Annotated in this window: 1 protein-coding gene; it reads right to left on the minus strand. The window is 30.4% G+C overall.

Features of this window, described 5'->3' with window-relative positions:
• Window positions 1–344: 344 nt before the first annotated feature.
• Window positions 345–1,411 (minus strand): RiPP maturation radical SAM C-methyltransferase (locus RM539_RS19815; RefSeq protein WP_311505154.1); only part of this gene is annotated, 1,067 nt, incomplete at its 5' end.

Raw genomic sequence — 1,411 nt, forward strand, 5'->3', positions numbered from 1 at the left:
ATAATATACACTCTCACTGTTACTAACTTTTGAAGACAGACTTCTCCCAGAGAGAAGGCTAAAGTATTTTCTCCTTCTAGTAAGGCGTCCGTAATCGGCCACAGAAGAGCTTAATTATTGGCGGCAGTTTTCTTCCTGTATGTATTTTTCATAGGATTTATAGGATATTTTATTTATTTCGTTGTTTAAAAAAAGTGGCATAGAGAGTTAATTATTCCCGAACTCATTCTTGTTGATATTCCATAAAAGATAATATCTGGTTTTGAGACCTTCGGGCGGACTTGTGTATGAGTAGCAGCGGATTCTTTACTCACTAACTCTTTATTTTGGTACTGACCTTTGTTTTATGTTTGTACAATGTTGTTATTTCTGTTTACTGAAAGACCCACGTACTTTTCATTCTCTCTAAATATGAACCTTTCCTCCAATAACTCTAATAATATCCTGTCCAAATCTTGATGATTAATTTTATTATCGAACATTTTTAATAAGCTATTCCTTGATTTAATTTCTGTGTCGATAGATTGATAAACTTTAGAATGTAATTTACTTAAATTTACTCTTCTTGGTTTTTCATTTAATAGTCTATTATCTGTAAAAAAGATTCCGTCATCAGAAATTTGGTGTTCCAGTTTACAATTTTCATTATGTATGGTAGATTTCCAGAAATTAACTTGAGAATCAAGTAATCTATATATATATTCCAATTGATCAGTATTACTCCAATTTGTTTCAAAAATGTAGCAAAAATTATCTAAGTCAAATTTAATTTCATTTCTGTATTTTTCAGAAAAAATAGTTTGATAAGATATATGAGCTACAGACTTTTCTATACCAAAATTTTCTGGTGTCGTTTGTAATGGGGCAAATCTTGTTAGTAAGACATTGGTACAGGAATGTGGTGGGTCAAAGTGATAAAGCAAAGGGATTGTTTTTATCAAAGGTTGATAATCTTCTATTTTATCATAAGGGAATCCATATAAAAAATTCCAATCAATTTTTAAACCTAATAATTTTCCTAGCTTAAGTGTTAAAATGTTTTGAATGCCAGAAACACCTTTTTTCATAGCCTTCAAAACGTTTGTTGAAAAGGACTCGATTCCAGGTTGAACTTGAATAAAACCAGCATCTTTAAGTAACTTAAAATTGTGGAATGTAATATTGGATTTCATTTCACAACTAACCTTGAATTTTCTATTGTCATTTGCTAGAGATGGCAATACATTTTTAAAATACTTGTGAGGAAGGATATAATCAACCAATCTAAATGTATAATTTGGATATTTATCGTACATCCTAAAAAACATATTAATAGCTAATTCTGAACTTTTTTGTCTATACTTGAGGGTCTCTTCATCAATTCCGCAAAAAACACAATGACTTTTCTCGCCCCACCAATAACTAAGCGTTC

The organism is Autumnicola musiva, from assembly GCF_031846585.1.
GTDB lineage: Bacteria > Bacteroidota > Bacteroidia > Flavobacteriales > Flavobacteriaceae > Autumnicola > Autumnicola musiva.